Origin of the sequence: Paenibacillus marchantiae, assembly GCF_028771845.1 — a bacterium.
Classification (GTDB): domain Bacteria; phylum Bacillota; class Bacilli; order Paenibacillales; family Paenibacillaceae; genus Paenibacillus; species Paenibacillus marchantiae.
On sequence record NZ_CP118270.1, the window covers coordinates 2,162,915 to 2,187,160 of the forward strand.

General features: G+C 47.8%; 19 protein-coding genes. 12 read left to right on the plus strand and 7 right to left on the minus strand.

Annotated elements, in window-relative coordinates; translation table 11 throughout:
• Positions 1–10 precede the first annotated feature (10 nt).
• Positions 11–574: a Uma2 family endonuclease gene (locus PTQ21_RS09855; protein WP_079694995.1), complete on the plus strand. Its 564-nt coding sequence runs from the start codon at positions 11–13 to the stop codon at positions 572–574.
• Here the strand turns inward: PTQ21_RS09855 and PTQ21_RS09860 are convergent.
• On the minus strand, positions 557–712 hold the full coding sequence (locus PTQ21_RS09860) for a hypothetical protein (RefSeq protein WP_179132139.1): 156 nt from the start codon (positions 710–712) through the stop codon (positions 557–559). The two genes, PTQ21_RS09855 and PTQ21_RS09860, sit on opposite strands and share 18 nt — an antisense overlap.
• Positions 713–934: 222 nt before the next feature.
• On the opposite strand from PTQ21_RS09860, the gene PTQ21_RS09865 reads away from it, so the two are divergent.
• The 3 genes from PTQ21_RS09865 to PTQ21_RS09875 all read left to right on the plus strand — a co-directional run bounded on the left by PTQ21_RS09865 (position 935) and on the right by PTQ21_RS09875 (position 4,588).
• A complete protein-coding gene (locus tag PTQ21_RS09865) occupies positions 935–1,666 on the plus strand; it encodes a hypothetical protein (RefSeq protein ID WP_063566066.1) in 732 nt (243 codons plus the stop codon).
• A gap of 12 nt (positions 1,667–1,678) precedes the next feature.
• Positions 1,679–3,367, plus strand: a complete 1,689-nt coding sequence (locus PTQ21_RS09870; protein ID WP_079694997.1) for a vWA domain-containing protein — start codon at positions 1,679–1,681, stop codon at positions 3,365–3,367.
• A gap of 81 nt (positions 3,368–3,448) precedes the next feature.
• Positions 3,449–4,588: a toxic anion resistance protein gene (locus PTQ21_RS09875; RefSeq protein WP_063566020.1), complete on the plus strand. Its 1,140-nt coding sequence runs from the start codon at positions 3,449–3,451 to the stop codon at positions 4,586–4,588.
• 108 nt (positions 4,589–4,696) lie between these two features.
• Here the strand turns inward: PTQ21_RS09875 and PTQ21_RS09880 are convergent, their stop codons facing one another.
• From PTQ21_RS09880 to PTQ21_RS09890, 3 genes are all read right to left on the minus strand, one after another.
• Positions 4,697–5,425, minus strand: coding sequence for a YoaK family protein (locus PTQ21_RS09880; RefSeq protein ID WP_079694998.1), 729 nt, complete (start codon positions 5,423–5,425; stop codon positions 4,697–4,699).
• A gap of 81 nt (positions 5,426–5,506) precedes the next feature.
• Complete coding sequence (locus tag PTQ21_RS09885) at positions 5,507–6,550, minus strand: cupin domain-containing protein (protein WP_274569694.1); 1,044 nt, start codon at positions 6,548–6,550, stop codon at positions 5,507–5,509.
• 164 nt (positions 6,551–6,714) lie between these two features.
• A complete protein-coding gene (locus PTQ21_RS09890) occupies positions 6,715–7,323 on the minus strand; it encodes a TetR/AcrR family transcriptional regulator (RefSeq protein ID WP_072735068.1) in 609 nt (202 codons plus the stop codon).
• A 190-nt stretch (positions 7,324–7,513) separates the two neighbouring features.
• Here PTQ21_RS09890 and PTQ21_RS09895 point away from each other — a divergent pair, with 190 nt between their 5' ends.
• Positions 7,514–8,272, plus strand: a complete 759-nt coding sequence (locus PTQ21_RS09895) for an SDR family oxidoreductase (protein ID WP_063566017.1) — start codon at positions 7,514–7,516, stop codon at positions 8,270–8,272.
• 124 nt (positions 8,273–8,396) lie between these two features.
• On the opposite strand, the gene PTQ21_RS09900 is transcribed toward PTQ21_RS09895, so the two are convergent.
• Positions 8,397–9,425, minus strand: a complete 1,029-nt coding sequence (locus tag PTQ21_RS09900; protein WP_063566016.1) for a LacI family DNA-binding transcriptional regulator — start codon at positions 9,423–9,425, stop codon at positions 8,397–8,399.
• A gap of 457 nt (positions 9,426–9,882) precedes the next feature.
• Between PTQ21_RS09900 and PTQ21_RS09905 the strand changes: the two genes are divergently transcribed.
• The 4 genes from PTQ21_RS09905 to PTQ21_RS09920 all read left to right on the plus strand — a co-directional run bounded on the left by PTQ21_RS09905 (position 9,883) and on the right by PTQ21_RS09920 (position 14,898).
• Positions 9,883–11,169, plus strand: a complete 1,287-nt coding sequence (locus tag PTQ21_RS09905; RefSeq protein WP_063566015.1) for a sugar ABC transporter substrate-binding protein — start codon at positions 9,883–9,885, stop codon at positions 11,167–11,169.
• 94 nt (positions 11,170–11,263) lie between these two features.
• Positions 11,264–12,619 carry a carbohydrate ABC transporter permease gene (locus PTQ21_RS09910; protein WP_079695000.1) on the plus strand — a complete coding sequence of 452 codons (1,356 nt, stop codon included), beginning with the start codon at positions 11,264–11,266 and terminating at the stop codon, positions 12,617–12,619.
• Positions 12,616–13,452 carry a sugar ABC transporter permease gene (locus PTQ21_RS09915; protein ID WP_024628944.1) on the plus strand — a complete coding sequence of 279 codons (837 nt, stop codon included), beginning with the start codon at positions 12,616–12,618 and terminating at the stop codon, positions 13,450–13,452. The genes PTQ21_RS09910 and PTQ21_RS09915 overlap by 4 nt, the downstream gene beginning before the upstream one ends.
• 189 nt (positions 13,453–13,641) lie before the next feature.
• Positions 13,642–14,898, plus strand: coding sequence for an MFS transporter (locus PTQ21_RS09920; RefSeq protein WP_274569697.1), 1,257 nt, complete (start codon positions 13,642–13,644; stop codon positions 14,896–14,898).
• 99 nt (positions 14,899–14,997) lie between these two features.
• Here PTQ21_RS09920 and PTQ21_RS09925 read toward each other — a convergent pair whose 3' ends face one another.
• Positions 14,998–17,157 (minus strand): alpha-amylase family glycosyl hydrolase, encoded by a 2,160-nt coding sequence (locus PTQ21_RS09925; RefSeq protein WP_274569698.1) that lies wholly within the window; start codon positions 17,155–17,157, stop codon positions 14,998–15,000.
• 713 nt (positions 17,158–17,870) lie between these two features.
• Between PTQ21_RS09925 and PTQ21_RS09930 the strand changes: the two genes are divergently transcribed.
• The 3 genes from PTQ21_RS09930 to PTQ21_RS09940 are packed head-to-tail and all read left to right on the plus strand — an operon-like array spanning position 17,871 to position 22,077.
• Entirely contained in the window at positions 17,871–19,244 is a 1,374-nt protein-coding gene (locus tag PTQ21_RS09930) for an alpha/beta hydrolase (protein ID WP_072735072.1), read from the plus strand.
• 2 nt (positions 19,245–19,246) lie between these two features.
• Positions 19,247–20,668, plus strand: a complete 1,422-nt coding sequence (locus PTQ21_RS09935) for a cysteine peptidase family C39 domain-containing protein (RefSeq protein ID WP_072735073.1) — start codon at positions 19,247–19,249, stop codon at positions 20,666–20,668.
• Entirely contained in the window at positions 20,665–22,077 is a 1,413-nt protein-coding gene (locus tag PTQ21_RS09940) for an ANL family adenylate-forming protein (protein ID WP_072735074.1), read from the plus strand. Before PTQ21_RS09935 ends, PTQ21_RS09940 begins: the two co-directional genes overlap by 4 nt.
• A 194-nt stretch (positions 22,078–22,271) precedes the next feature.
• On the opposite strand, the gene PTQ21_RS09945 is transcribed toward PTQ21_RS09940, so the two are convergent.
• Positions 22,272–24,041, minus strand: a complete 1,770-nt coding sequence (locus PTQ21_RS09945; protein ID WP_072735075.1) for an alpha-glycosidase — start codon at positions 24,039–24,041, stop codon at positions 22,272–22,274.
• Positions 24,042–24,246: the final 205 nt, after the last annotated feature.

Below are 24,246 nucleotides of genomic sequence, written 5' to 3' on the forward strand. Positions count from 1 at the left end.
GGATGGAAGTGTGGCAAAACCTGATAATAAAGGCATCTATAGTTTTCAGGATTGGTTAACTTGGGAGGGGAATTGGGAGTTAATTAACGGCAAAGCTTTCAATATGTCTCCAGCCCCCACCTCATTACACCAGTTTATTGTGGGTGAGCTGCACTTCTCCTTGCGTACTTTTTTTCAGAGGAAATGTATCGTCTTTGTTGCTCCCTTTGACGTGTATTTCAGCGAGAATGAACAGTATGACGTACCTGATCATGTTGTCCAACCGGATTTATCGGTGGTCTGTTCCAAAGACCAAATAACCAAAAACGGCTGTCAAGGTGCACCGTCTCTAATCATAGAAGTATTGTCTCCATCAACTGCGCTGAAGGATTTTAACGAGAAGTTTAATCTGTATCAGAAATATGGTGTGAATGAATATTGGATTGTAGACCCTGGCAATCAGACCGTTCATGTGTACACATTGGAAGAAGGCAGTTACCAGAACCGTCATCTGTACACGGAGCAAGAAACGATTCAATCGGTGTTATATCCGGAACTGGAAATTCCGCTTCGGAATTTATTCAAGCTGAATTAGATTAGACAACAACATCATCACTCCGGCGCAGGCGTCGGGGTGTTTTTGTTTTTTATCGTATCGAATAAGCCCTATATAAAAAATGACACGCACTGCAAATTTCCACGTATTACCTGATAACATTTCTTTTTCCGCCACCGATTGTTCAAGGGTACCAGGCTCATTTCCCAGAGGTTACAAAATCTTATCCACGTTGTCCCTCTAAAGATGAAATGGGATAAGCCCAAGCCACGTATATTATGAATATCCATATAAATCCACCCGAATGCGGCAACATCATGTACAATGAAATAAAGTTCCAATGGTAAATATCGACATAAAGGTCCAGCACATAGCGCGAAAGGAGGTCTGATGATTTACATGATAAAGTACATAAAACTGCTGGGGCTGATCTTCGGCGTTGTGGTCATGAATGTTCTATTGTTCTCACCAGGATTCATCGGACTGGAGTTTGGCGGGGGAGCATTTACAACAGCGCTCTCGGTGACATTTCTGTTCGGCAGCGTGATGGCCCTCTTCTATGGAAGCTACACCTTGTTGTTCAGACAGCCTGTAGTCTTGCCCGTGAAGAATATCGAAACCCATGAAGATTATGTGGAAGCGTTATCCTTTTATCGACGCATTAAAGTACTTGAGGAAGATATCACACTGGGATTGTCTCAACTAAGCCGCATGAAGAAAAAGAAAGAAACCCTCCTGAACGTGTTGAATCAGCGATTTGATCCGGGGGAACTGAGTTACAAGAAATTTGCTTCGGTCACCCTCGAGGTGGAGAAGCTGTTATACCTCAACATCCGAAGTGTACTTAACCGACTCAATGTGTTCGATGAAGCGGAGTACGCCAGCCTGATGAAGTCCAAATCCGCTACACTTCCCCAAAAGCTCTTTCAGGAAAAGACCAAAGTATATAACGACTATCTGAGCTATGTGAAAAACTCGCTTCATACCAATGAGGAAATTCTTTTGAAGCTTGACCAATTGATGCTGGAAATCTCCCGCTTGGACAGCTTTGAAGCAGGAGATATTGAACAAATGCCATGTATGCAAGAAATTGACCAATTAATCAAGCACACCAAATTATACAGACAGTGAGGGGTTGTACGTATGGCTAAGAAGGGAAAGTTTTTTTTTATATCGATCGTGATGCTGGTACTCGTGTTTGGCCTCGTATATGCAGGGATTACGCTGACGTCGAACGTTGGTAAATCCAGTACACAGGTAACGACAGAGAATGCAGGCAAAGAGTTAGGCAAGTTGTATGCGGACATTGCGCCGGCAACGGCTGAACCTGTGAAGGGACAGATTGATCTCGATCCGGTGGATGTGGCTGAATCACTGCCGGACATCTCCAAATTTCCGATCACGGTCGAGAATACAACGAATGATTATGTAGAGATCTTTTCTTCCATTGAAAAGGCGGGAACCGGAGCAGATGGCTGGTTGACCGAGGTCACCGAAGAGTTCAACAAGGCTAACATTACCGTTGGCGGCAAACAGGTTTCAGTGAAATTACGTAATATCGCATCCGGTACGGCTGCTGATTATATTAAGTCTGGTAAATATGTGCCTGATGCGTACACTCCCTCGAATGAGTTATGGGGCGAGATGGTAGCTGCAAGCGGAGTAAAGACAGACCTGGTATCCAAAAGACTGGTGGGGAACGTTCCTGGTATCGTCATCTCGAAAGCCAAATATGATGCGCTGGTCGACACGTACGGATCGGTTAATGTAAAAACCGTGACCGAAGCGATTGCCAACAATGAGCTCGCGATGGGGTACACCGATCCGTTCGCCAGTTCCACGGGCCTAAACTTTCTCGTGACGGCACTCAACACATATGACAGCTCCAATCCGCTTGGTGAGAAAGCGATTGAGGGTTTTGAGAAGTTCCAAGCGAACGTACCGTTTACGGCGTCCACAACCATTCAGATGCGTGAGGCAGCCAAGTCAGGGCGACTGGACGCATTTGTACTGGAGTACCAGACTTACGTAAACACCGCAGATCTGAAAAGTGGATATGTCTTTACCCCTTTTGGCGTAAGACATGACAGCCCGCTGTATGCACTGGGGCAACTGCCGCAGAACAAGCAAGAGATCATTAAGAAGTATGCAGAATTCGTAACCCAAGCGAAGTATCAGCAATCGGCTGAGGAATTCGGCTTCAACGGCTTGCAAGACTACAAGTCTGAATTGAACACAGTGGATGGTGGCACCTTGTTGTCCGCTCAGAAAGTATGGAAAGAGAAAAAGAACGGCAGTAAACCGATTGCCGCCGTATTTGTAACCGACGTATCCGGGAGTATGGACGGCGAACCGCTGAACCGACTCAAGGAATCATTGCGCAAAGGCCAGAAGTTCCTTGGCACAGATAACAGCATCGGCCTCGTCTCCTACTCTAGTGGAGTAACGGTGAATCTGCCAATTGCCAAGTATGATACGAATCAGCAGTCGATGTTTGTTGGTACGGTGGATAGCCTGCAAGCGGGTGGCGGTACGGCAACCTTTGATGGGATCGTCGTGGCGATGAAGATGCTTGAAGATTATATGGCTACCAATCCAAATGTGAAACCACTGATCTTTGTCCTAAGTGATGGAGAGACCAACGAAGGTCATACACTGAAGGATATTCGTGATCTGGTTGAGACGTACAAAGTGCCAATCTACACGATTGGTTATAACGCCGACATCAAAGCTTTGGAGAGCATCTCCAGCATTAACGAAGCGGCAAGCATTAACGCGGATACAGACGATGTTGTATACAAAATCGGTAACCTGTTCAACGTGCAGATGTAGCACGGGGATTGCACTCAAATTGACCTAATGTAAGGTACATTATTCCATTTTATATAGCACGTAATTGAAGGGGGAACTTGGATGTCGTTTTCGATGGAGATACCTAGCCAGAAGGAAATTCAGAAGGTAATAGAGGAGGAAATAAAGCCCGTACCTGCCGAGGTGGCGGAACTGCAGCAAGTCGCAAATGCCAATGTGGAGATGATCATGACACTGGATCTCGAATCGTTGGAGAAACGAAAGGAGATTCTGCAATCCATTGATGGCTTTGGCATGAATACGATGAGATCCTCTTCCGAGAAAAACGCGTTGCTTCAAGTCTCCGTTGGACATCTGTCCAAGACGGGAGACGAGGGCGGTCAGGTCGCCAAAGGCTTGACCGAGCTGCATATGCAACTGAAGGATCTAGACCCCAGCGTGGTCGATTTCGCCAAGACCGGATTCCTTGGCAAATTGTTCAATCCGCTACGGGCTTATTTTCTCAAATACCAGAAGGCTGACGCGGTCATCGCCGATATTGTGACCTCGCTGGATAAAGGCAGAGCGACCTTGAGAAACGACAATACAACACTGGAAATTGAACAGCAAAATCTTCGGGAGCTCACCAAACGACTGCAAAAGGAAATTCAGCTTGGGGTGCTGATGGATGAGTCGATTGACGCACAGATCGAAGCCGCCAAGGTGCGTAATGAGGACCCGGAGAAAGTTCGCTTCATTACCGAAGAAGTGCTGTTCCCGCTACGTCAGCGGGTCATGGATTTACAGCAAATGCTGGTGGTGAACCAGCAGGGCATCATGGCGATTGAAGTTGTCATTCGCAACAACAAGGAATTGATCCGCGGTGTGGATCGGGCCAAAAATGTAACGATCTCGGCATTGAAAATTGCCGTCACTGTTGCGAGTGCACTGTACAATCAGAAGATTGTATTGCAGAAAATTGAACTGCTTAACCGGACGACCAACGACCTGATCGCAGGTACGTCCAAAATGCTGAAAGATCAGGGCATTGCCATCCAGAAGCAAGCTTATGAGGCCAGCATTTCCGTGGATACGATGAAGCAGGCCTTCACAGATGTGCTTTCCGCGCTCGACTCTATCAGTCTCTATAAGCAGGAGGCTTTGCCACGGATGCGGGAGACCATTAATCAGTTCCGTGAACTGGCGGATACCGGAGAGCAGCAGATTCAGCGGTTGGAGAAAGGGCAGAAGCTGGGGCTGTAGTTTGAAAGGTAGTCAGAGGGGTATAGTGGAAGTTCGTACATGAGATCAAAAAACGGTTGAACACAGAAAAGATCTGGTTCAACCGTTTTTTTTTTGCCTTTCTGCTGCTTAGGTCAAATCACGTTGAACATGGAGGACGTAGGGGATCAGCAGAAGAAGCAGAGCCAGTGAAGCTATCAGGGCAAGCAGCAGGCTTCCTTGGGTTAATAGCAATGCTCCCAGAGCTGCACCGATCACAAAAATAACCCAGGACAGGGCGAGTACTGCCCATTCGGAAGCAGGAGCCTTACCCCGAACGGCTTTGGCCAGTGCCTGTCCAATACCGAATAATGTGCCTGTCACAAATCCTTTGCCCACATCAGCATGAGCAACCATCTGGTGCATGGTGTTTTGCATGCCCATGGCGATGGCAATCGGGAAAAGCACACTCTGGGTATGGAGGAATAGCAAAAATACAATGCCGCCGGCAAACAGCAGGGATTCAAAGCCCAAGATGCCCGCCAGTCTCCATTTTCCCGATCGATCTGTGATCAACGTACCGATAAAGGCGCCTACAACGAATAAAAAAATGACCAGACCTATATTCGTTAATACAGCGGAGTCTCCTTCAAATAGCGCGATACCAAGCTTGGTACTGTTACCACTCATGAAAGAAAGATAGATTTTCCCCAGCTGCAGATAGCCGACGGCATCAATGAAACCGGAGATCAGCACAAGTACACATGACAGTAGAAGCCGGGAAAGACCCGGCTCCAGTCGTTCTACGGTATGTCCCACACGTTTGCGATCACTGGTCGAATCGGAAGCAGAAGCCATGATGTCCAACCCCTTTTCCATGATACTGGAGTGGTTTCGTGATATATGACAGAAGGATCACTAACCCAAACCTATATTCAATAGGTACCGGTAGTGGTTGGACTATGACTTCGATTTATTCGGGTCCGGTGCGATAAAAAGAGTGTCATCCGGAAGTTGTGCGGCTTCCTCTTTGGACATTTCCAGATTAGTGGACAGCACATCATCCGGGTTGCCTGCGAGCCACTCGCTCAGATCAATAGCTTCATAGTGTCCGCTGTTGAACCCAATTAACACACGGCAGACCTCATCTCCCGTATTTTTGATATAGTGACCTGCACCCATCGGTGCATAGCCCACATCGCCTGCTTCGAATTGCTCTGTCACCGCATGACCTTCTGCCAGAAATACCGTCATTTCGGCAGTGCCGCTAATGTAATACTGCCATTCGTCGGCGTTGGGATGCCAATGCATTTCTCGTAATGCGCCTGGTTGCAGCTCGATCAATGATCCGGCCATCGTGGTGGAGATGGGGAAATCTTCGACAGTAACCGTGCGCTGGGTTCCGCCGCCTGGTGCACGTCTGGGCTGTTTGGCATGCAGCGGGTATCGGTGGGGAGTCGTCAGCTCCGAATTGCGGCGATAAGTTCCGGAAGAGGAGCTGTCATTAGGGACAGGCCCTTTGACGAAATAGGCTTCTCCCTGAGGCAATTTCGCTGCACGCTCTGGGGTAATTCCAAGATTCTGGGCAACAATGTTGTTCGGTGTATGAGACAGGAAATCGGTAATGCTGAACGTATGATCTTCCGAGAAATCACCATTATCAAATATCAGAATAAAATGGCATTCGTCCGGTCCCAATCCCTGAATGGAGTGTCCGTAACCACGTGGAAAATACCATACATCTCCTGGCTCAAATGTATCGGTGTACGCATGTCCGTCCGGGTGAATGACAGTGGTGCGACAGGAGCCGCTGATCACATAAGCCCATTCTGCCGCATTGGCATGCCAGTGCAATTCACGCATGCCTCCCGGTTCGAGGCGCATGGATACGCCCGCTATTCCAATGGACGCAGGAAAATCCCGAACGGAAGCACCGCGGGTAATACCGCCTGGGCCCGTACGGGGTTCTTTTTGTTCAAGCCGATATTTGAAAGATGTCATCATGATTCCTCCTCATATTATATTAGGTACACATGTAAATAGTTAAATATGGCGTTCATATCTTTTACCCATATTTTGCGAAACTATTCAATTGATTCCTGATTAATATGAGGCAAAAGAGAGACTTTCATTCAAACTTTATGCTGATTTGTGTGTACATATTGTACTTAGGGTGCCTTATACGAGGTGTGATACGCTACATTTCCAGGTTTGTAATTAATGATTTTAAATAACTCATCTGCCATATAAGTGGGACTATGCTTGAATTCCTGCCGAATCCATTCAATAATCATGCCAAAGATCGCATGGGATTGATAACTTGCCAGCAGCTCGCGATTGATATGGGACGGAAATATTTCGTTGAGGTCCTGAAGAGCAAGGTCACGCAGAACATCGCAGATCATTTGCTGAAAATTGGACGATGCCTCCGATTTAACGACAAGGGTGTAGAATTGCGCATGCTGATGCACATGTTCAAAAATTTTGATTGCAGAAGAGGGCATATGACTTACTTCAAATATTTCTTTATCCAGATAGGGCTCACGATAGGATAAGACCAGATCCTTAATGATGTCATCAATAATCTCATTGAACAGGTCTTCTTTGTATTGATAGTGTCTGTAAAAGGTGCCCCGATTCAGATCTGCCAGCTGCACAATATCGGTAATGGATATTTCTTTGAATGACTGCTTTTGCATTAATTGAATGAGGGCATCCTTCAGGGCCGCTTTGGATTTCTTGATTCTTCGATCCATGGAACTCGGAATTTCGGTCATATGCAGTACTCCTCGTAAATAGGTATTTTAAGATATAGTACATTCGGAATTAGAAGTGTTGATTAACGTACAATTGGGCAAGCTTTTACTGATTGAACAGGAATGCTATGACTTATTATACTAAGGATAAGAGTTAATGAACATTTGTTTGTTAACTTATTGTGAACGAATACATGGAGGATGATACAACATGAGACTTCAAGATAAAGTGGCTGTAGTAACAGGTGCGGGTTCTGGTATGGGCAAAGCAATTGCAACACTGTACGCGCAAGAAGGTGCTAAGGTGGTTGTATCGGATATCAATGAAGCTTCAGCGAAGGCGGTTGCAGAGGATATCAAGGCAAATGGTGGAGAAGCGACGTTTGTGGTTGCGAATGTGGCGAAGGAAGAAGATATTCAGAACCTGATCGATACGACAGTTAACACATATGGAACCGTGGACATTCTGGTCAATAATGCAGGCATTATGGACAGTATGGAACCAGCTGGTGACATTGTGGATGACAAGTGGGAGCGTATCTTTGCAATCAACACAACAAGTGTCATGCGTGCTACCCGCAAAGTGCTGCCAATCTTCCTGGAAAAACAAAAAGGCGTTATCGTCAACATCGCTTCAGCCGGCGGATTGCATGGTGCACGTGCAGGCGCGGCTTACACGGCTTCCAAACATGCAGTTGTGGGATTCACTAAAAATACAGGCTTCATGTATGCTCAACAAGGTATTCGCTGTAATGCAATTGCTCCGGGTGGGGTTGAAACCAATATTGCTTCCACAATGACAAACATTAACCACTTCGGTGCCAGCAGACAACAGCTGGGAATGGCGATCAATCCGCGTGCAGGTAAAAGTGAAGAAATTGCACAGGTGGCCCTGTTCCTTGGATCGGACGAATCCAGCTTCGTGAACGGAACAGTCGTAACGGCAGATGCAGGATGGAGTTCATACTAATCCGTCGTCCATAACTGAAATATGCAAAGAAGCTCATACCAGTGTATGGGCTTCTTTTTGCATGTCCGTAACAGGCGAGAATGTGGAGCATTAGGCAATAGGACAAACGTTTGCACAAACATGTCTACGCGTTCCCGGATAACGTAAATAGGGAAGAATCCCGAACAATCAAGCGGTGCGGAATAATCACTGGATTCTGAGGCAGGTGTTCACCGTTTAGAATTTTTAACAATACCTGAACCGCAGTATAGCCCAGCTGATAAGTTCCGATATCAATGGAACTAAGCGGCGGCGAAGCAAGTTCCGATAAAGCAATATTGTTAAAGCTCACAACACTTATATCTTCAGGAACGTTATATCCCAGCTCGGCCAGAGCACGAAGCACGCCAAAGGCAACATTGTCGTCGATGACAACGAGGGCGGTTGGTCTGTCGGGTAGCGACATGAACAGGGACATCGCCCGGAAGCCGCTTTCCTGTAGGAATTCTCCTTCCACGATCCAGTCATTGTTAGCATTAAGACCGGCTTTTTCAAGCGCATTTTTGTATCCGAGCAGGCGATCATGAGACAACGTCAAATCTGGTGGTCCGCTAACAAATCCCACTCGTTTATGCCCTTGGGCAATCAGATGTGTGGTTGCATCGAATGCTGTCTGTACATTGTTATTGTCCACCATCGGTGCATCGGGATGCGTTTCACTGCGGCCAATCAGCACAAAAGGAAACTTTTCCGCCTCCAAAAACGAAATAATCGGATCTTCCCTTTTGGAGCCAAGCAGCAAAATACCATCCACGCGTCGCCCATGTACCAGGCGGGATATAGCATTCAACTCATCGCTGGAAGACGTTTCGGTGGAGAGAAGAAGTTCATAATTCATGCGGGTGGCATGCGTAATGATTCCCCGAAGCAATTCTCCGAAAAAGTAGTTCTGAAACAGCTCTTCAGCAGGTCGGGGCAGCATGATACCCAGGGTTTGAGTCGTTTTGGAAACAAGGCTTTTGGCCATCATATTTGGATGATAATTCATTTCTTTCATGATTTGCTTCACTTTGAGTGACGTTTCCGAACTGATTCTGGGATGGTTGGAAATAACCCGTGAGACCGTAGAAGGGGATACACCCGCCAATTTGGCAATATCTTTGATTGTAATCATGTGAAAAATCCCTTCTGTACAAGCATTTCAACATGTCTCCTATGTTAATTCAAAGACTTCGATAAATCAATTGCTAACTGCATCATGGTGAAGAGGGGAAAGCAAAACAAAGGAAGACGGCGGGAGATCAAGCAAATCGGAAATTACAGGAACATAAGCCATAAAAGTGAAGGAAAATGGACGAAAATGACTTGTGCAAACGTTTGTGCAAATAAAGTTCGCTATTGTATGATGTGATTGTTATTATAGCGCTTACATGACTTGAATCAACATACTTCCTAGAAAATTCATCCCGATTACATAAGGATTGTACCCATCTGAGGTTAATATGAGCAAACGTTTGTATTACGTTCAAACGGATATAAGCCGAACTTCGGAATACAGGAACAGTACACAGAAAAACGGGTGAAAAGCGCGAGTACAGCATCGATCATGACTACGAAAAGGGGGAAATTCAATGAGAAAATGGCAGCAAGCAGCACTTGCAGGATTCATGGCACTCACACTTACCGCGTGTTCAAGCGGAGGTGGAGGCGCTGCGCCAACCACAACAGACAGCGGTGAGACTGGAGAAACCACAGTAACCGCGGAAAATATTCAGCCAGAAGAGGGCGCAAGCCTTGTCATATGGGAGGATAAAAATCAGCGCAGCTTTATCGAAGAACGGGCGAAGAAATTTGAAGAGAAATACGGCGTTTCTGTAAAAATCGAGGAATTGCCGCCGACGGATCAAGTGACCAAGCTCACTACGGACGGACCCGCGGGATTGGCTGCGGATGTGGTCGTTTTCCCACATGACAAGATTGGTAGCGCTTCAGAAGCTGGACTGATTTTGCCGAACGATATTTTTGAGCAACAGACTACACAATCCACTAGTGACAATGCGGTTAAAGCCGTAACCTTCAAAGACATCTTATACGGCTATCCCTACAGCGTAGAAACCTATGCGTTGTTCTACAACAAAAAGCTTTATCCCGAAGCACCGAAATCATTTGATGACATTATCAGCTTTGCCAAAACCTTTAATGACACCAAAAACAATAAGTACACTCTGATGTGGGAGCTACAGCAGTTCTATTACAACTTTGCTTATCTGGCTTCCCAGGGCGGATATATCTTCGGTGATGAAGGCATGAACAGCGAGGATATTGGCCTCAACAATGAGGGAGCCATCAAGGGCGGTCAGTTCTTGCAAACGCTGAAATCGGAAGTACTGCCTGTGAAGATGGGCGATGTGAACTATGACATCAAGAAAGGTCTCTTCTCAAGCGGGAAACTGGCCATGGATATTAACGGACCTTGGTCCATCGCCGATTATCGCAATGCTGGCATTGACTTCGGTGTTGCGCCACTTCCGGCGATTGAAGGCAAACCGATGACCTCCTTCTCTGGAGTCAAGGCCTATTACGTCAATGCATTTACAACCTATCCGAATGCTGCCAAGTTGTTTGCAGCTTATCTCTCCAGTGCCGAATCCCAGATGGTCAACTTTGAGATGAACGGCACTCTCCCAGCCAATAAAGACGTGGCGGCAGATCCGAAAATTCAAGGGGATGAAATCACGAAGGCATTCCTTGAGCAATTCAACAACTCTACCCCAATGCCTTCGCTTCCTGCCATGGATAGCGTATGGGGTCCCATCAGTGCAGCAATTACCGACATATGGGATGGAGGCAAGGATGTGAAAACCTCTCTGGATAACGCAGTCAAACAAGTCAAGGAGAGCCTTGCAACTGTCCAATAAAAAAGAAAGAGCAGGTGCAGAGGAAGTCAACATGTCCTCTGCACTCTGCTATAACTGATCGGTAACTTCGCTTGCCGGGAAGGAGTAGGAATGAATGAAACAACAGCATGTTCCAGTCACTGTTAAACCGAATCGAGAAAGACAGCATCGCATGACAGCGGCTGTGTTGTCCCTTGTCCTGCAAGGACTTGGACAGTTGTATAACCGTCAATGGATTAAGGGAATTTGTTTTCTGATCCTAGAGGGAGTAGGACTCGCTTATCTGATTCCCCGTTTGAATCAGGCTGTATGGGGAGTATGGACGCTGGGCGAGCAAACGCAGCGTTTCGTCAAGGTCAATGGATCAACGGTGCTGCAACAGGGAGACCACTCCATCTTTTTGCTGCTCAACGGAATCATAGTACTTTTGGTATTTTTCGTTCTTCTTCTTCTATATATTTTCAATATTCGGGATGCGTACATCACGGGAAAATTAAGAGAGGAAGGCAAGCAGGCCACCGGAGCTTCTGCTTCCCTGAGATATCTGCTCGATAAACAATTTCCGTATCTTTTCCTATCCATCCCTGCGCTCGGAATCCTGTTTTTCACCATTATGCCGATTTTATTTACGATTACCCTGGCCTTTACCAATTACTCGGCACCGGATCATATTCCGCCCGCCAAGCTGGTGGACTGGGTCGGTTTCAAGACTTTTACGGATCTAATTCAGCTTAAATCGTGGAGCCATACCTTCTTTGGAGTATTAACATGGACCGTGATCTGGGCCATTCTGGCAACGGTGACTACGTATTTTGGTGGGGTGCTGGTTGCACTTCTCATCGAGCAGAAGGGTATTCGCTTCAAAAAGCTGTGGCGGACGATCTTCATTCTTCCGTATGCCATTCCGCAGATTATCTCACTGCTTCTGATGCGTAACCTGTTCAACGGACAGTTTGGTCCCATTAATACGTATATGAAGGCTTTTGGCCTTGAGGGGTTGCCATGGTTAACCGATCCATTCTGGGCAAAAGTTACAGTCGTCATTGTAAACATGTGGATCGGAATCCCGGTCAGCATGGTGCTCATACTGGGCGTGCTAACGGCGATTCCACGGGATTTGTATGAAGCGGCTGAGGTAGACGGTGCGTCTGGCTTTCAGAAGTTCCGCATCATTACGCTTCCTTTTATCATGTTCGCTACGACACCGGTGCTCATTATGCAATTTGCCGGGAATTTCAACAACTTCAATGTCATCTTCCTGTTGACGAACGGTAATCCGCTGCGTGGTGATTATCAGTATGCGGGATCAACCGATCTTCTCGTGACCTGGTTGTACAAACTGACGTTGGATAACAACAAGTTCAATATGGCTTCGGCGGTCGGTATCATTATTTTCCTGATTATTGCGTCGTTCTCCATCTGGAATTTCCGTCGTTCCAAATCGTTCAAGGAGGAGGACATGATTCAATGAAAAAGCGCAACAATCCCATGCGTCTGACGATCAGCTATGTGCTGCTGGTTATCATTGCCATCGTATCGGTGTATCCCGTCTTGTGGATATTTCTCTCGTCACTGCGTCCAGGTGCGGCCCTATTCAGTGAACGTCTGTGGCCTGAAGCGTTCACGCTGGCACATTATGGGGAACTGTTTAATAACCCGTCGTTCATGTATGGAACATGGTATCTGAACACGTTGAAGATCGCCTTTTTCACCATGATTTTCTCAACGCTCATGGTCACTTTAGGCATGTATGCCTTATCCCGGTTCCGGTTTCGCGGTCGCAAGACCATTCTATCCACCATGCTGATCCTCGGGATGTTCCCGAGCTTCATGAGCATGATTGCCATTTATATTATTTTGCTTCAGATCAAATTGCTGGACACTCATGCCGCGTTGATTCTGGTCTATTCGTCTGGGGCCGTGCTGGGTGGATTTATTGTCAAAGGGTTCTTTGATACCATCCCGCGCAGTTTGGATGAAGCAGCACGAATTGATGGTGCCAGTCATCTGCGTGTGTTCACCAGCATCATTCTGCCGTTGTCCCGGCCGATGCTGACCTATGTAGCCTTAACCAGCTTCACTGGTGCATGGATGGACTTTATCTTTGCCCGGCTGGTACTTCGGACAAAAGAGAACTGGACACTTGCAGTTGGCATGTGGGATCTGGTTAGTCGTTATCAGGACAGTAACTTTACGATGTTTGCTGCCGGGGCGGTACTGATCGCTATTCCGATTACGTTGTTGTTTGTATTCCTGCAACGCTTCCTGGTGCAGGGGCTGACCTCTGGCGCCTCCAAAGGATAAAAGGATAAGAGGATAAACACCCAAATCGCATAGACAGCCTGTAGAACATACCCAGGCCACCAATCAGGCGCTTCTGAGAGGTTCCATTCATCGCTGGAACTGCTCCGGAAGCGCCTGCCTGCTGTTTGAGATCCGAACGACAAGAGGAGGAAAAGATCGATGGGAACGCTACAGTCCCCAGAACCTTAATTGGGACCGAACGGGGCTCTTGCTGCTGCGGAAAGTCAGAAAATGGCCAACAGGGCGCTTTGGCGCAATGTTGCTTATCGCAGAATTTTGTGTGGCTATGGCATCTCCGTATTTGGTGATTGTTTCAACGGCATTGCTATCAGTCTGTGGGTATTGCAGACCACGGGAAGTGCGAAGAGTATGGCAGCTGTACAAGTATGTAATATGGTCGTCAGTTTTTTGTTCGGATCATTCGCGGGTACGTTTGCCGACAGACTGGATCGCAGAACATTGATGCTGTCGTCGGATTTGTTTCGTGGGGCTATGGCGTTTATCATCGCGGTGAGTCTGTTTGTGCTGCACGCTCCTTTCCCAATCGTACTGCTCATGCTTTCCCTTTCGATGTTTTCCAGTCTGTTTCAGGCGCCAGCATTTCATGCTTCGGTAACCAGTCTGGTGGGGAGGGAGCATCTGCAACAAGCTACAGGAACCATCCATCTGGTCGATAATATTGCCCGGATCAGCGGACTGGCCGCAGCGGGCATTGCAGTTTCTGCATTTGGAGGATTTACGGCTATTATGATTACGGGTGTGACCTTTCTGCTGTCTGCGTTATGTGTGATGTTGGCTGGGCGTTTTCCGGATGTACAACGCTCTTCCATGCATAGAGGATCGTTCGTAAAGGAGTGGGGCGGTTCATTTTCCTACATCTTCTCTCATCCCCTGATTCGTTCAATCGTTATTCTTAATCCGCTGCTGATTCTTTTCTTCATGTCAGCCATCATGCTTGTTCAGGTCATGGCCGTCAAAGTATGGCAGGCGAATCCAGTCCAGTTCGGACTGATTGAGACATGTATTCCACTGGGGTACATGCTGGGTTCCGGGATTCTGATTGCCTCAGGCAATCGGCTGAAACGAAGGGGGAGATGGGTGTTCATCGGTCTGCTGGTTCTCGGCCCACTGTATATGCTGTTAGCCAATGTATCTTCTCCTTTGGTGGCCTTGCCGCTGATCATTGCTGGGGGAGCCATGTTTGCGTGCTGTACGATGTTAACCCAGATCATGATGCGTGCCGAGGTTCCCGATGAGCTGCAGGGGAGAATCTACGGGGTGCTTGGAACCATAACAAGTACAGCCCCAATCCTGGGATTAACGGTGGTTTCCGTTTTGGCTGATCAGTGGGGTGCCCAAACCGTGCTGGAGAGTCTGGGATCATTGCTGCTGGTGGTAGGGATTATTGCAGCAGCAGGATTAAAATCCATTCGGACCTATCGATAGTTAATGCATGCCATAGATAAGGACGAGCCTAATCAAAGAACCCGGAAGCAGACGCTCATTGCGTCTGACTCCGGGTTAAATGATAGGACGGTGAAGGAATTAAGGCTGCCAGTCCACTGTAACGGTAGCCGTTCCACTGGCTGGTGTGGTGAAGGTATGGTTGTTGCCATTTTCCCACGTGATGGTAGAGCCGTTCTTTTTGAAGAACTTGAATTCCAGATTCGTTCCGGCTGGCACACTCACGTCATAATACCAGGTTGGATAGGAATAGATCACCTGATTGAACGCCGGACCAATGGCGAGAGGGCCTGTGGACCAGTTACCCAGTTCCGCGACATTGCCCGTCAGATAGAGATTCTGACCGAGTGTCGTGGATGCATTGTTGATGACAAACCGCACGGAAACCTGGTTGCCACTAAGAATCGTGAAATTGTTATAAGTGTTGCTGTTGACTCCGCTCGCTGCAACTTTGACTGCATAGTTGCCGGCAGCAACTGCAGGGATGGTCACTTTGATCTGAGTATCTTCCCATGATGTAATGGATGAACCGGTAACAGCGGTTGTTCCGAAATAGACAGTGCCTTTGGTAGTACCAAATCCACGACCATCAATGGTAACGGTATTACCCGCTTTACCCATTACAGGGCCCACATGCCCGATGGTTGGTGTAGTGGTATTGGCTGTATACTGCCAGACTGCTGTAGCTCCTGCTGCCAAAGTGAAGTTAGCGACGTTACCTCCTGTAGAGGTAATGTTATTACCACTTAATGCACCTGCAAGAACATCGTTGTATGTACCCGAAGGAAGCGAAGTGGTCAGACCACTGATGGATGTGGGAGTCGAAAGATTACGGTTAACCGCTACGACGGCCACGTTGTTGCCGAATTTACGTTCATACACATACACATCGTTGTTAATCCAGCGCTGCTGGGTTGTTCCATAGGCGATGGCTGGATTGGTTTTGCGCAATGGAGCGAGCTTGCTGATGACGTTAAAAGCAGTTGTTGTTTTGGAGAACGAAGGCATTTTAGCACGGTTATCCGGGTCACCGTTACCTGTCATATACTGCTCAGTGCCATAATAGATGGCTGGTACGCCCCGTGAGGTAAGTGTAAATGCAAGAGCTTGTTCCAAGCGACGGTTGTTAACGGCACTTGTTTTGAAGCGATCCATGTCATGGTTATCAATAAAAGTCACTTGGTCATTCACCTGTGCATAATCAGCGGCAGTGCTGGTGATCATGGAATCCAGGGCAACCATCGTGGATGTGTTATCACGGAACACGTTACGTACTTCATTGTTGAAACGGAAGTCAAGCAGACTCATGCCGGACTGGTTGGCGAAGTTGGTATTGTCCGCATCGGATGCGGATGAACCCAGGAACCATTCACCAAACGTGAATACCGGTTTGTAGCCATAGATGGAGGACATCCAGTTCTTTTGCCATCCCATCGGCATATGCTTCACCGCATCCACCCGGATTCCGTCAATACCCATATCCAGCCAGAGCTTGATCGCATCCTTGAAGTAGGTGTCAATGGTGCTGTTATTGTGATTCAGGTCAGCAAGATCATAGAGGTTTTTGTAGATACCGTTCTCCAGTGTGGAGAAGTCGGAACCGCCATTGTGGTGGAAAAGTTTGTTCGTATCATTGGTGTAGCCATCAAGCAGCGTACCGTTATTGTACAACTTTCCATTCTCTGCGAACGAGGTGTCGGTTTCCATGGCAGGAGAGGTATGGTTGGGAGCAAAATCAATGATGACTTTAATGCCTTTGGCATGTGCCGTATTGATCAGATTCTGGAAATCGGTCATCGTACCGAAAGCAGGATTGGTCTTCTTGAAGTCACGTGCCCAATAGCCGTGATAAGCCGTATTGTTAACACCGGAATAGTTAATCAGCGAGTAAATGTTCTCCACAGGCTGGGAAATCCAGAGTGCCGTAATGCCGAGATCGGAAAAATAGTTGTCGTTGATCTTGTTGATCAGTCCTTGCCAGTCGCCCCCGCAATAGAGCTTCAGGTTAGAACAGGAGGCGTCATAGGCTCCCCCGGTAGGGTTGTTGGAGGGATTGCCGTCCAGAAAGCGGTCGGTAAATACCTGATAAATAACATCGGTGCTGAAGTTCTGCTTGTTGCTTACAGCCGTATCAGCATCTGCAAATACGGAGGCCGCCGGGAATAATGGCAGTGCACTTCCGGCCAGCAAGCTGAAGCTCAACGTGGTACTGAGGATGATTCGCTTGGTCCATTTGAACATTGGTAATCCACCCTTCGTTTATTATATAAATTGAACTAAAGAATATTTACACTTACCACTCCGATGACAGAACAACCTTCCGATCGCTGTTATCCCCAGATTTTTTTGATGCCCTTTTCAAAGGGGGAAATCCGGGGATAAAGGCGAAGCGTATGCTTCCGATGGAGCTTTCCTTCAGAAAGCTTTTAGCTTCACTTCTTCAGGTTATTTCTGTCCTCTCCGTTCTCGTGCAAATGTGTAGTTCAATTTATATAGATTTGTGATCTCTTTTTTGATTGGAAAAGCGCTTTCAACATTGGACGTTGGTAGGTTATTCTTAACGATATCCCCCCTTTATGAACGCCAACAACCCCGGCACCTCCTGCTGGAGTTACCGGGGTTGTCCTAAACCGATTGGGTTTAAAAGCATGGCCCTCTAGTTATAATCACAACGTTATGATAATTAAATAATGGTTTGGTTGTCAATAACTTTTTCTTGAGCATTTTTTTTCTATTTCTATATTTACAAATCAGGCTCAACAGATTTAAACTATTCGCAGACCCACCAATATAAGGGCTATGCATTTTAGAACATTTCGGTGTTTTAAAACAACCCCGTCTCTTCAGAGACGGGGTTGTTTGTCGATGTAGCCAAGGGAAGAACGAAGCAGGACTAACAAGTAAATCCCGGTAGTTTAAAAGGGAAATCTATAGGAGAGGCGGTTGATGGATCAGTGAACACTCATTCTGTCATCGAATGTGTGGAAGGTTTCAAGGCATCCAGGCTGGACAACACAAGAAAGATTTTTGTCTATTTGCCACCAGGCTATAAGGAGCATGTGGATCAACGCTATCCGGTGTTATACATGCATGCGGGTCAGAGGGCCTTCGGCTCTTCGACTGCGGGAAATGAAACGTGGCACGTAGATCAGGCGGCAGACCAACTGATTGATCAAGGCTTGATGGATGGACTGATCATTGTCGGAATTGCCCATGTTCGTCCAGTTACACACAATGAATTCTATCATTTCATTGCGCCTGCAAGAGAAGCGGTGAGTGTGGGCTGCTCAGGCCTGGATTATGAACACTTTATCATTCATGAACTGAAACCATTCATTGACGAGCATTACCGCACACTTCCAGACAAGGACAATACGGGACTGCTTGGTTCTTCCGCAGCGGCACTCAGCACCTTCCATATAGGAACACGTCATCCTGAAATTTTTGGCAAACTGATCATGCTCTCTCCCTTTTTCGTGGACGTGCAGCTGGATGAAACGTCGGAGAGCAGGTTACAGGAAGAGGATATGTACCTCATGCCTGAGGGCAGTGCTCCCATTCAAATGTGGATGGATATTGGGGACGCAGAAGGATTGTTTCTGCCTTCCCAGGTAAGGAATGTCGTCCATCAGATGCTCGAACTGGGATATAAGCCTGGCAAGGATATCGCATTTCTGGAACAGCAGGATGCAGGTCATCAGGAAGCGGATTGGGGAGAGCGGGTTCACCTTCCGCTTCTGTACATGTTTGGCCGAATCGGGAATCCAGTCTCTCTGGAGCTGATGGGAAGGGACGTTATTGGATTGAAGGGCGGCATGAGCGGGTACATCAATGCGCTGCTTCATTACGATAGCGGGTTCACCATGAGTGTGCTTGAAGGGGATTATAGGTCCGATCACCCTGATGTTCTTGAGGTTCGACCCAATGGGGAACTGTTTCCTGTCAAGATAGGTCATGCAGTGGTTACCCTGACGGTGGGAGAGTTGTCGGCATCACGCATGTACACGGTTGTGGAAGAATTATCGGGTCACGTGACTGTCTGCATGAGTGCCGAGGTACCCTTTCAGGACATGTATGATGACTCGATCTACGGAGGTATGGGCATGAAGCTTCTGCACACCGGAGGTGGTCATTATGAAGGCTGTTTCGAGGTTCCACGTGACAGCGGATTTCGGTTCAGGTTCACGCGAGGCTTCCGGCAGTTTGAAACCGATGCAGATGGCAAGGCACTGCCCAATCGGGTGTTTCGTGCCCATGCTAATCTGTCTCTTCATTACAAAATCCAGTCTTGGGGCAGCACGGCTGCCAAAGCCGGGAATAGGAGGTAGCCATGATTAGTCAACCGTTCCAACCAACGATGGATATTCCGTATTATTATCCCTGTAATTTTCCTTTGATTCACGAAATCCTTCAGCGTCAGGGCTCGATAAGCAGTCTCGGTCTGTTAGCTTCCAGCCGCTTATATAGTCTGACTTCCTGTTCAGATCGTGGCCTAATTAAGCCTTACTTTCATAAGCTGGATTATGAGGAGCCGATGTGGGAAGTGTTTGGAGAACGGGAGTTTGACAGCTTCGAACAAGGAAAGGCATATATTCGGGAACGGCTTGAAAATGAGGGGCCTTTGGTCGTTACAGGCACAAGTTACTGCTTGCCTTATGGGGATGATTATCGAAATCCCGAGTATATTCATAAACTCGTTAAACAAGACTCACGCCTGCATCTGGTCGATCATTGGCTGGCTGTGTACGGAATGGATGAGGAGCAGTTCTATGTCTATGACCCCGTTCCCTCCAAATACATGGGAGCTGTGTCATCACCTGATTTCCAAGAGTTCTGGAAAGGAAACAAAAATATCTCCGAGCTCGAAATAGCCCGGCGCAAAGAAACATTACGAACATATGGCACGATGGAGATCCGTGCAGTGGAAACACTCGACTCCGCAGGCTATCGGAACATGCTGCGCTCTGCGCTGGCGACACAGGCCCATGAATTCATCGCGGGCAGAACGATCTGGGAGGGCAATCGAAGCTATTATTTTGGACAGGCTGTCACATCACAATTGTTACAAAGATTGCACCCGGATGCCGAGGTGGATCGGGAACAGGAGAAAGCTATCTCCGCGTTCCTGTTCGACATGCGCTGGAGCCGCTACTTTTTCCGCGATTTGCTGGAAGAGGCCGCCCAATGGCTCGATTCTCCTCATGATCAATATGTTGCAGAATTCGGTGCAATGATTGCCCGATGGGAACAGGCGCATAAGCTGCTGCAGATCGCCAGAATGAAACGAAGCCCTGAATGGCGGGAGCAGTTAACAGATATTATCGAACAATTGGCGGCGGACGAATTACGCTGGTACGAAGCGCTAATGACGACACATCAGCATGCTGATCGCTTCAGACAGATCCCATCGACTGTGGGAAATCCCGCGCCTACGCCTTCACATCGGGAAGTCATTGAGCGGATTGTGCTGGACAGCTGCGATGAGCTTAATCGGTACCATAACGCGCCCATTCCTCTAGAGCATGGCTTGCAGGCGCCCCTATATGGAAGTCGGGGAAGACTGGACTCCCTTGAACTTGTAACTTTACTTGCCGTTGTCGAGCAAAGTGTTGAAGATACGTTCGGTGTAGGGATAACCCTCGCGGAAATGGCGGCAGCTTCCATGCCAGAAAGTCCTTATCGAACGGTGGAATCACTGGTTGAATATCTGGAGGCGCAATTGAAACCTTGCCCAAAGGATGATGAGGGATGAATATCACTTTTCTTCTGGAACGGTTCGCCGCGTATGACCATCGTCCTGCGTTGATATGGAAGGACGAGCAGTATAGTTATAACTGGTTATTGGATCAGGTTCACACCTTTAGCCAGTGGATTTCCAGAGAAGGGATTGAAGGGACAACCGTTGCGCTTGAAGAGGATTATTCTCCTTATGCGGCAGCGGCATTGATCGCTCTACTGGAGCGGAATTGTATTGTGGTTCCGATGGATCGACACTTGGTCGAGGCTAAAAGGAATGAGTATACAGCGCTCGCTCAGGCAGAATGGCGCATGAGTGTTGGGGAAGGGGAAGCTATAGCCAGACGTTGCTCCGTGCAAGGCTCTCGGTCCCCGATTTTGGATAGGCTGAGTCAGGAAAAGAACGCAGGTCTGGTAATCTTCTCATCCGGATCGACAGGGCAAAGCAAAGCTGCTGTTCACAGCGCGGATCGTCTGTTGCACGGGTTCAGGCGGCAAGTCCGGCCGCTCTTTACCATTCCGTTTATGATGTTTGACCACATTGGCGGCTTAAACACGATGCTGCAATCCCTGTCCAGCGGCGGCTGTTTATGCGTCATACCGGATCGCTCCCCCCTGGAAGTATGCAAAACCATTGAAAAGTACCGTGTTCAGGCCTTGCCAGTCTCACCAACGTTCATGAATTTGCTGCTCCTTAGTGGAGTCTATCAGGAGTTCGATCTATCCAGTCTCGAAGTGGTCTCCTATGGTTCAGAGGTTATGCCAGAGGCGCTGCTTACCGCATGGAATAGACAGTTTCCGAATGTACGTACGGTGCAGGCTTATGGTATGTCGGAGCTTGGCATTCTGCCGACACGCTCCAAAAATTCCGGTTCATTGCTATTTACGGTTCGTGACGGAGAAGTCCGTTATCGGATTGTGGACGGGTTGCTTGAGATCCAAACAAAAACGGCCATGATTGGGTATCTGAACGCTCCGTCTCCGTTCACGGAAGATGGTTGGCTCCAGACCGGGGATGAAGCGGAGATGGAGGATGGCTACATTCGCATTTTGGGTCGCCGCTCCGAGATCATTAATGTAGGCGGACGTAAGGTTTATCCTGCGGAAGTGGAGAGTATTCTGGAACAAATGGAATTCATTGAAACAGCAGTCGTGAGTGGCGAGTCAAGTGGGATCATGGGACAGATGGTAAAGGCCACGGTCAGACTTACAGGTGAACAGACTCTTACGGAACTACGCAGACAAATCTGGGATTTTTGCCGAGACAAGCTACCCCAGTACAAAATCCCGCAAAAGATTGTGATTACTCAGGAGACATTAACAAGTTCAAGAATGAAGAAAATAAGAATTCCCGGTCCTATCTCCTCCGTTCGGGATGAGGTTGCGGCTAGCCTGGAGGAGGATATGGAAGGGACACAATACTGATTGAACGAATGAATAAAGTGACTCATGAATGCCAATGCAGCAGGGGACATCATGAGTTGTAATAGGAGAGGGGAACCTTCGGATGCATGACGCACCGATGGTTCCCCTTTTTTCACTTTGAGAGATAAACATACACAGTATTCTTGCGAATGATCTGGGATAGCATCGAGAAGGGCTGTTCATTAATGTAATTGTTATGCCTTAACGTGTGATTTGACATCCAACTGCAACAGGGAGAAACCGTACGCTTCCAAGTCCAGCTTCAGCTTGTTCTGCTGAGTTTCCCGAGTTGTGGCTGAGAATACATTACGCCAAGTTCCTTGGTGTAGTGGCAACTCCATACTGCGTGGTTCTTCACTTGCATTCAGGACGAGTACAAATTGTTCCCCGGTCTCCTGATCCTTGCGTCCAATGGCAATGCACGGGTCTCCTGCTTCCGCGTAAATCATGGTGATGTCCGCACTGCGCAATGCAGCGTGTTGTTTACGCAGGGCAATGGCTTGGGTGAAGAAATCGAGCAGATCCTTGTTCTGCTTCTGTTCGTCCCACTCCATACATTTGCGACAACCTGGATCATAGCCACCATCCAGCCCTACCTCGTCACCATAGTAAATACAAGGAGCACCTGGGTACGTAAGCAGCAGAATGACAGCTAGCTTCATCTTGCGTACATCCCCTTCACATAGGGTGAGCAGTCTTGGTGTGTCATGACTGCCGAGCAGGTTGAAAGCTGCTTCGGTTACAGGCTGTGAATACGCAGCAAGCAGTTTGCCAACCTCGTTGGCAAATCCGAGGCCGTCCAGCTTGCCAAGCACAGCGTAATCCATGACTGAATTCGTGAAAGGGTAGTTCATGACTGCATCAAACTGATCCCCCTGCAGCCACATGATGGAATCATGCCAGATTTCGCCTAGTAGATAGGCATCCGGGTTAAGTGATTTGACCGTTTGCCGGAATTCACGCCAGAATTGATGGTCTACCTCATTGGCAACATCCAGCCTCCAACCGTCGATACCCATATCCTGAATCCAGTAGCGGGCCACCTCCAGCAAATATTCCTTAACCTCGGGATGCTCCGTGTTCAGTTTAGGCATAAGGGGTTCGAAGGCAAAGGTATCATATGTGGGAATACCATCCTCGATACGTGCCGGCCATTCTCTGACATGGAACCAATCTGCATAACGGGAAGCAGCCCCTTTTTCAAGCACATCTGCGAATGGAAGGAACTCTCTGCCTGAGTGGTTAAACACCGCGTCCAGAACTACCCGTATCCCACGTGCATGGCATGCATCCACAAGTTCCTTCAATTTCTCATTGGTGCCAAAGTGCGGATCGACCCTCAGGTAGTCTGCGGTATTGTACTTATGGTTGGTTGTAGCCTGGAACACCGGGCAGAAATAAATGGCGTTAATGCCAAGTGCGCTCAGATGATCGAGGTGGTCCAGAACACCTTGCAAGTCACCTCCGAAAAAATTGACAGGCGTCGGTTCACCGCCCCAGGGTTCAGCATTCTTTGGACTGATCGACGGATCACCATTGGCAAAACGTTCAGGGAAGATCTGATAGAATACAGCATCCTTAACCCAAGCAGGTGCCTCGAAGAAATCCACCGGATTCATAAATGGAAAATCGAAAAATTCCAACGGATGATCAGGCAGAGCCTGTTCGAATCCCCGTTCCGTCATCCAGACCGATTCTTCTCCCTCGATCAGTTGGAAGCCGTAGCGTAATCTACGGTAAGGTGGTTGCGCTTCCACTTCCCAATAATCGAACAGGGCATCACGGGCAAAGATTCGCATCGGAAGGTGGAGAACCGTACGATCCCATGCATATTTATCCCCGATGATGGCGATAACAGCATCCAGGTCGCCCCGCTTGGAACGGAGCCTCAGGTGCATGGTGGAACGGTCATATACGTAGGACCAATTCATTTTGGGACGATGATAAATAGCTTCAAGTAACATAGCATTCACTCCTTATCTGGGATGGATCATATGGCTATAAACGCAAAAAAGGCACAACCCCAATGTTCACGAGGTTGTACCTTTCGGCAGCATAGCCTTTTGATTATAGTGCTATTATACGAACTAAATTGGAAAAAGAAAACACTTTTTTTTCCTGGAATCTCAATATATCGAATTCGAAACGCAGGGTGCTTTTCGCTTCATA

Excerpts from the sequence above, each read along its gene's own strand:
- PTQ21_RS09905 (WP_063566015.1), top strand. The coding sequence starts at position 9,883 with ATGAGAAAATGGCAGCAAGCAGCACTTGCAGGATTCATGGCACTCACA.
- PTQ21_RS09945 (WP_072735075.1), bottom strand. The coding sequence starts at position 24,041 with ATGTTACTTGAAGCTATTTATCATCGTCCCAAAATGAATTGGTCCTAC.
- PTQ21_RS09910 (WP_079695000.1), top strand. The coding sequence starts at position 11,264 with ATGAAACAACAGCATGTTCCAGTCACTGTTAAACCGAATCGAGAAAGA.
- PTQ21_RS09870 (WP_079694997.1), top strand. The coding sequence starts at position 1,679 with ATGGCTAAGAAGGGAAAGTTTTTTTTTATATCGATCGTGATGCTGGTA.
- PTQ21_RS09925 (WP_274569698.1), bottom strand. The coding sequence starts at position 17,157 with ATGTTCAAATGGACCAAGCGAATCATCCTCAGTACCACGTTGAGCTTC.
- PTQ21_RS09875 (WP_063566020.1), top strand. The coding sequence starts at position 3,449 with ATGTCGTTTTCGATGGAGATACCTAGCCAGAAGGAAATTCAGAAGGTA.
- PTQ21_RS09915 (WP_024628944.1), top strand. The coding sequence starts at position 12,616 with ATGAAAAAGCGCAACAATCCCATGCGTCTGACGATCAGCTATGTGCTG.
- PTQ21_RS09880 (WP_079694998.1), bottom strand. The coding sequence starts at position 5,425 with ATGGAAAAGGGGTTGGACATCATGGCTTCTGCTTCCGATTCGACCAGT.
- PTQ21_RS09895 (WP_063566017.1), top strand. The coding sequence starts at position 7,514 with ATGAGACTTCAAGATAAAGTGGCTGTAGTAACAGGTGCGGGTTCTGGT.
- PTQ21_RS09900 (WP_063566016.1), bottom strand. The coding sequence starts at position 9,425 with ATGATTACAATCAAAGATATTGCCAAATTGGCGGGTGTATCCCCTTCT.
- PTQ21_RS09890 (WP_072735068.1), bottom strand. The coding sequence starts at position 7,323 with ATGACCGAAATTCCGAGTTCCATGGATCGAAGAATCAAGAAATCCAAA.
- PTQ21_RS09865 (WP_063566066.1), top strand. The coding sequence starts at position 935 with ATGATAAAGTACATAAAACTGCTGGGGCTGATCTTCGGCGTTGTGGTC.
- PTQ21_RS09940 (WP_072735074.1), top strand. The coding sequence starts at position 20,665 with ATGAATATCACTTTTCTTCTGGAACGGTTCGCCGCGTATGACCATCGT.
- PTQ21_RS09935 (WP_072735073.1), top strand. The coding sequence starts at position 19,247 with ATGATTAGTCAACCGTTCCAACCAACGATGGATATTCCGTATTATTAT.
- PTQ21_RS09885 (WP_274569694.1), bottom strand. The coding sequence starts at position 6,550 with ATGATGACATCTTTCAAATATCGGCTTGAACAAAAAGAACCCCGTACG.